Annotated in this window: 5 protein-coding genes and 1 pseudogene; 4 read left to right on the top strand and 2 right to left on the bottom strand. The window is 61.9% G+C overall.

Features of this window, described 5'->3' with window-relative positions:
* Positions 1 to 487: pseudogene (locus V7778_RS19335) on the bottom strand (hypothetical protein); the annotation flags it as partial.
* A gap of 279 nt (positions 488 to 766) precedes the next feature.
* On the opposite strand from V7778_RS19335, the gene V7778_RS19330 reads away from it, so the two are divergent.
* From V7778_RS19330 to V7778_RS19315, 4 genes are all read left to right on the top strand, one after another.
* Positions 767 to 1,036, top strand: a complete 270-nt coding sequence (locus V7778_RS19330; RefSeq protein WP_020656446.1) for a GlsB/YeaQ/YmgE family stress response membrane protein — start codon at positions 767 to 769, stop codon at positions 1,034 to 1,036.
* A gap of 80 nt (positions 1,037 to 1,116) precedes the next feature.
* Positions 1,117 to 2,382, top strand: a complete 1,266-nt coding sequence (gene cls, locus V7778_RS19325; RefSeq protein ID WP_335558237.1) for a cardiolipin synthase — start codon at positions 1,117 to 1,119, stop codon at positions 2,380 to 2,382.
* Between the two features lie 134 nt (positions 2,383 to 2,516).
* The gene (locus V7778_RS19320) at positions 2,517 to 4,676 is read left to right on the top strand and encodes a S46 family peptidase (RefSeq protein WP_335558235.1); all 2,160 of its coding nucleotides are present in this window, start codon (positions 2,517 to 2,519) and stop codon (positions 4,674 to 4,676) included.
* Between the two features lie 130 nt (positions 4,677 to 4,806).
* Positions 4,807 to 5,901: an alpha/beta fold hydrolase gene (locus V7778_RS19315; protein WP_335558233.1), complete on the top strand. Its 1,095-nt coding sequence runs from the start codon at positions 4,807 to 4,809 to the stop codon at positions 5,899 to 5,901.
* A 374-nt stretch (positions 5,902 to 6,275) separates the two neighbouring features.
* Here V7778_RS19315 and V7778_RS19310 read toward each other — a convergent pair whose 3' ends face one another.
* Positions 6,276 to 6,554 (bottom strand): hypothetical protein, encoded by a 279-nt coding sequence (locus V7778_RS19310; protein ID WP_335558232.1) that lies wholly within the window; start codon positions 6,552 to 6,554, stop codon positions 6,276 to 6,278.
* Between the last annotated feature and the right edge of the window lie 52 nt (positions 6,555 to 6,606).

The following is a 6,606-nucleotide window of genomic DNA, read 5'->3' as shown; positions in this document are numbered from 1 at the left end:
CGGCGTCGTCATCCGAGCGGGTGTGCACGCCCATCACGATGCCGCCGCTCTTGATGCCTTCCTCATAGTGCTTGGCGCGTTCTTCCGGGATGCCGGCGCCGATCAGCGCGCCGATCAGGCCGCCCGTGATGCCGCCCGCGCCGGCGCCGGCCAGGGCTGCCGCCAGCGGACCGGCCACGACCACGCCCAGGCCCGGCAGGACCAGGGTGGTGCCGACCGCGGCAATGCCTGCCAGCACGGCGCCGATGGTGCCGCCGATGCCGGCGCCAATGCCGGCGCCTTCGGCGGCTTTGCTGCCCAGTTCGGTATCGGTGTCGCTGAAGTGGGTCTTGCGGGTGGTGTCCGACATCAGGAGGTTGACGTCGTCGCGGCCATAGCCGCGGTCCGAGATCGAACCATAGGCGCGCTCGGCGCTGGCACGGTCCGGGAACAGGCCGGTCACCATGCGCGAATTCGAGTTCTGTTTGGTCGTATCGTAGCTGCTCATGGAAAATCCCTTTCAAGGTTCAGGTGCCGAAGCGTTACAAAGATGTATTTCAGATTCGTGTTGCAAGTCCTGAAACCTTATGCCTCGACCTCTGCCTCTTCTGTTCGCTGACGCACCCAGCCTCCGAGTTTTTACGCGGGGCCGAACAGCCGCGCAATTTCGGCATCTAACGTTCGTTGCCGCACCGACCTGATGGGGAGGGGTCACTAGACTTTTTTCCATGGCCACGGCAAAAAATTTGGCCTGGGGTATGTTTTTCCACTACGAGGAGGAATCAACATGTTATTCATTATCTGGATCGTTGTCGGTGGTATCTTGGGCTGGCTTGCCAGCATGGTCATGAAGACCGACGCTGAACAAGGCATGATTCTCAATGTCGTGGTCGGCATCGTCGGCGCCTTCCTGGGCGGCTGGCTGCTTTCCCCGCTGTTTGGTTCCGGCACCATCAATTCAGATGACTTCAGTGTCTCGTCGCTCCTGGTTTCGTTCCTGGGCGCCGTGATCCTGCTGGCCATCGTGAATCTGCTGCGCCGCGGCCGTGTACGCTAATAACAGTGAGTAGCCCCTTATAAACCAACGCCCTGTGCGTTGGTTTTTTTGTTCCTGCGGTTCGACAGATGAGCTCAAAAATGTTCTGGACAGCACTTATAACGTGCGTCGTGACGCTGATCGTCGGTTTCCTCGCGCTGAATTTCATGCCGAGCGAAAAGCAGATCGAGCGCCAGCTGACGCGCCAGTACGATACGCACGACCCGCAGTTCCGCCGCTCGCTCGGCGTGCTGCTGGGTCCTCCTATCCTCGAAGGCAACAAGATCGAGGTCCTGGTCAACGGCGACCAGATCTTCCCGGCCATGCTGGAGGCAATCCGCTCGGCCAAGGAAACCATTACCTTCGAAACCTACATCTATTGGTCGGAAGAGATCGGACGCGAATTCTCCGAGGCCCTGGCCGAGCGCGCGCGCGCCGGCGTCAAGGTCCACCTGATGCTCGACTTCATGGGCAGCATCAAGATGGAAGATTCGCTGCTGCAGGAAATGAAGGACGCCGGCGTCAACGTCCAGCGCTACCACAAGCCTGTATGGTGGAAGCTGGCGCGCATGAACAACCGCACCCACCGCAAGCTGCTCGTGATCGACGGCAAGATCGGTTTCACCGGCGGCGTCGGCATCGCCGACCAGTGGCGCGGCAATGCCGAAGACAAGGAGCACTGGCGCGACAACCATTACCGCGTCGAAGGCCCGGCGGTGGGCCAGATCCAGGCCGTGTTCATCGATAACTGGGTCAAGGCCACCGGCATGGTGCTGGACGGACCCGAATACTTCCCCGCGCTGGAGCCGAAGGGCACCATGCCGGCCCAGATGTTTTCCAGTTCGCCCACCGGCGGCAGCGAGTCGATGCACCTGATGTACCTGATGGCGATCACGGCCGCGCGCAAGACCATCGACCTGTCGGCCGCCTACTTCGTGCCGGACGACCTGACCATCCGCACCCTGATCGCGGCCGCCAAGCGCGGCGTGCGCGTGCGCCTGATCACGCCGGGCAAGATCATCGATTCCGACCTGGTGAAGGCCGCCTCGCGCGAGCGCTGGCCCGAGCTGCTGGCGGCCGGCGTGCAGATCTCGGAATACGACCCGACCATGTTCCATGTGAAGTCGCTGGTCGTGGATGCGCTCCTGGTCTCGGTCGGCTCGACCAACTTCGACAACCGCTCCTTCAGCATCAACGACGAAGCCAACCTGAACGTGATGGACGAGGAATTCGCCCGCCGCCACATTGAGATCTTCGAGGCAGACTGGGTGCGCGCCACCCCGGTGTCGCAGCAGAAGTTCGCCAAGCGGCCCTGGTACCAGCGCCTGGCGACCTGGGCGGTGTCGCTGATCGGCAAGCAGCTGTAAAGACGAAGGGGGGATTCCGCCGGAAAACATCACATTTTCGCGTCGAAATACTGGTTGACGAGCTGTTCTGACATACAGATACTCTTGGGTGCTCCACGGAGACATGTTTCTTACCCACACCTAGATCGACGCGAATGAAAAAAACCCTCCTCTCGCTCGCCATCCTGAGCAGCTTCGCCGCGCACGCGGACGAAGGCATGTGGATGCCGCAGCAGCTGCCACAAGTAGCGAAGCAACTGAAAGCCGCGGGCCTCAAGCTGGACCCGTCCACCCTGACCAAGCTGACCGAATTCCCGATGGGCGCCATCGTGAGCCTGGGCGGCTGCTCGGCCTCGTTCGTATCGCCGCAAGGCCTGGTCGTGACCAACCACCACTGCGTGTACAACAGCGTGGCAGTCAACTCGACCCCGGAACGCGACCTGCTGGCCAACGGCTTCCTCGCCAAGACCCTGGGTGAGGAACTGCCCGCCGCACCCGGCAGCCGCGTCTATGTGACCGAGGAGGTGGCGAATGTCAGCAACCAGGTCATCACCCCGGAAGTCGCCAAGCTGAACGGCAAGGCGCGCCTCGACGCCATCGAGAAGAACCAGAAGCAGCTGCAGGCCGAGTGCGAAAAAGACGCCGGCTACCGCTGCACCGTGGCCAGCTACTACGGCGGCCTGGAGTTCTACCGCCTGAAGCAGCTCGAGATCCGCGACGTGCGCCTGGTGCACGCGCCACCTGCGGGCGTGGGCAAGTTCGGCGGCGATACCGACAACTGGATGTGGCCGCGCCACACCGGCGACTACGGCTTCTATCGCGCCTATGTGAGCAAGGACGGCAAGGCCGCCGAGTTCTCCAAGGACAACGTGCCCTACCAGCCGAAGCACCACCTGAAGATCGCCAAGGAAGGCTCGAAGGAAGGCGACTTCATCATGGTACTGGGCTATCCGGGCCGCACCAACCGCCACCGCCTGCCGTCGGAAGTGGCCTTCACCTTCGACTGGAACTACCCGGCCTTTGTTCAAGCATCGGGCGAGACCCTGGCGATCATCGAGCGCGAGACCAAGAACGATCCGGCCGCCAAGCTCAAGTACGCCGGCCAGGTCGCCAACGTCAACAACTACTACAAGAACCGCAAGGGGATGCTGACTTCCTACCAGAACAGCGATTTCCTGCAGCGCAAGACCGCCGAGCACGACGCCCTGAAAGCCTGGGTCAACGCGAACCCGGCCCGCAAGGCGCAATACGCCGCCGACATCGACGCGGCCGAGAAGCTGATCGCCGAACGCGACGCCGGCACCAAGAAGAGCTTCTTCCTGACCTATGCCCAGCCGAAGTTCCTGAGCTCGGCGCGCGCCCTGTACCGCCTGGCCAACGAGCGCACCAAGCCGGACGCCGAGCGCAAGGCCGGCTACCAGGAACGCGACATGGCGCGCCTGACCGCGGTCATCACCGGCCAGGACCGCACCTACGACGAGAAGGTCGACAAGGCCTTGGTGCTGAACTTCCTCACCAAGTACAACGCCCAGCCGGCGGCCGAGCACGACGCCGCCTTCGACGCCGCCCTCGGCATCAAGCCGGGCATGGGCGAGGCCGAGCTGAAGGCCGCCCTGGACCGCATCTACGCGGGCTCCAAGCTGGCCGACAAGGAAGAGCGCCTGGCCTGGCTGAAGAAGTCGCCGCAGGAATTCCAGGCCTCGAACGACAGCTTCATCAAGGCCGCCGTCGCGATGTACGACGCCGGCATGAAGGATGAGGCCAAGGACGAGGAACTCGCCGGCAAGATCCAGCAAGCCTACGGCAACTACATGAAGGCCAAGATCGCCTACATGAACAGCAAGGGCCAGGCGGTCTACCCGGACGCCAACGGCACCCTGCGCGCCACCTTCGGCAAGATCGCCGGCCGCCCGGTCGGCGCCGACGGCACCACCGGCTGGACCGCCTTCACCACCGTGAACGGCGTGGTCGCCAAGCACACCGGCGAAGGCGAGTTCAACGCCCCGGCGGCCCAGCTGGAAGCGATCCGCAAGAAGGACTTCGGCAAGTACGTCGATCCGAAGCTGAAGACCGTGCCGGTCAACTACCTGGCCACCCTGGACATCACCGGCGGCAACTCGGGTTCGGCCGCGCTGAACGCGAAAGCCGAACTGATCGGCCTGGCCTTCGACGGCACCCTGGATTCGATCATCTCGGACTGGGACTTCAACAAGGCCATGACCCGCGACATCCAGGTCGATTCGCGCTACATGCTGTGGAACATGCAGCATGTCGACAAGGCTGACAACCTGCTGAAGGAAATGAACGCGCTGTAATCACGGCTCGCTTCCCAGAAAGCCACGCCGCCTCCAGGGCCGCGTGGCTTTTTTCATGACGTAGGGTTGGCGGTTTCGCCGCCAACCCTACGTCCGCGCTAGACTTCCGGCATACCAACAAGGAGACCACATGACACATCGAGCAGTATGCTGCGCCCTGATGCTGGCGCTCTCCACCGCAAGCGCGCAGGCCCAGGACAACCCGGACGCCAAGGCCTACGCCAGGGCGCGCGTGGCGGTCGAAGACCTGCAGCGCATCGTCGCGCCCACCGGCGTGCAGGATGCGTACAAGACGAAGATCGGCGGCGTCGAGCAGTGGATCAGCGTGCGCGGCCAGGACCGCGCCAATCCCATCATCCTGTTTGTGCACGGCGGCCCGGCCTCGCCCATCACGCCGACCATGTGGCAGTTCCAGCGCCCGATCGAGGAATACTTCACGGTCGCCAACTACGACCAGCGCGGCGCCGGCAAGAGCTATGGCGAGACCGATCCGAAGATCGTGGGCGAGACCATCCGCATCGAGCGCTACACCGACGACCTGGTCGAGGTGGCGGAACACCTGCGCCAGCGCTACGGCAAGCGCAAGCTGATCCTGATGGCGCACAGCTGGGGCACGATCCCGTCGATGGCGGCCTCGCTCAAGCGGCCCGACCTGTTCCACGCCTATGTCGGCATCGGCCAGGTGATCAGCACCCGCGAGAACGAGCGCATCAGCTTCGGCTACGCACTGAAACAGGCGAAGCTGCACAACAACCTTGAAGCGCTGCGCGAACTGGAATCGATCGCCCCCTACCCGGGCGAGCAGCCGATCACGCGCGAGCGCATCGTGCTGGCCCGCAAATGGCCCCAGCACTACGGCGGCCTGAGCGCCTTCCGCAGCCAGTCCGACTACTTCTTCAAGGGCCCGCTGCTCTCGCCCGACTACAACGCGGAACAGGTCAAGGCGATCGACCAGGGCAGCATCCTGACCCTGGGCCGGCTGCTGCCGGAATTCGTCCAGGTCGATTATTCGAAGGTGACCAGCTTCCCGATCCCGGTGGTGATGTTCCTGGGCCGCCACGACTACACGACCCCGACCGCGCCCACCGAGGCCTGGCTGAAGCAGGTGAAGGCGCCGTCCAAGCAGGCCGTGTGGTTCGAGCGCTCGGCCCACATGATGCCGTGGGAAGAGCCGGGCAAGCTTCTCGTCAGCCTGCTGGAATACGTGCGGCCGCTGGCGAAGTAGTCCAATAAGAGTCACCTGGCGCCCAGTTTTGCGAACCTGTAAGACGACGCACCCGCACTCCCATGCTTAAAGTGCGCCGATAGGCGTCGGTCGCGATCGCCCTTGACCAGCCAGGCGGCATCTTGCCTTTCGTGACCAGTCGATCATTAGATCGTTTTTAGCCCACGCTTGAACATGGCTGGCGTGGCATCCGTGCAATCTCATGCGTGAGGTGCACTTGATCTTCCTCGCAGACGGCCTCTGCGTTCAACTACGTGTAGGCGATATAGCGATCTTCCACAACAAATACGTCTTCAGTACCAATCCCATCATTCAACAAAGGAGCCTCCTGAAACAGATCCTTGCCGTCCCGCGATCACCTAGGCTGTTTCTTGTCAAGTCAACGACGACGCAACCTTGTGAACAGCGATCAGCAAGCCGGAGAAGATCAGCGAAACAACCAAACGCTTGAAAAAAATTGGAGAGAATAACCCATCGCTTTTATCTGAAGCATTCACGCGCACAATCATCGGAGCAAGATTAGAGACAAAAACAATACCTAGCAATAGTAGCGGTGAACAAGGAATGTTTTGCGAAACAATCCCCGGATAAACGATCATTGCGATTGCAATAACAACCGCAAAACATACAGACCCAGCAAAGCCGTAATTCACTTGATTATCCACTGCGTTTTAATTGATATTTACAACAATCCACGTCTGACAA

The organism is Massilia sp. DD77 (assembly GCF_036961685.1).
Classification (GTDB): Bacteria; Pseudomonadota; Gammaproteobacteria; order Burkholderiales; family Burkholderiaceae_D; genus Telluria.
The sequence above is the reverse complement of the archived record's forward strand: the minus strand, read 5'-3'. Positions and strand labels throughout refer to the sequence as shown.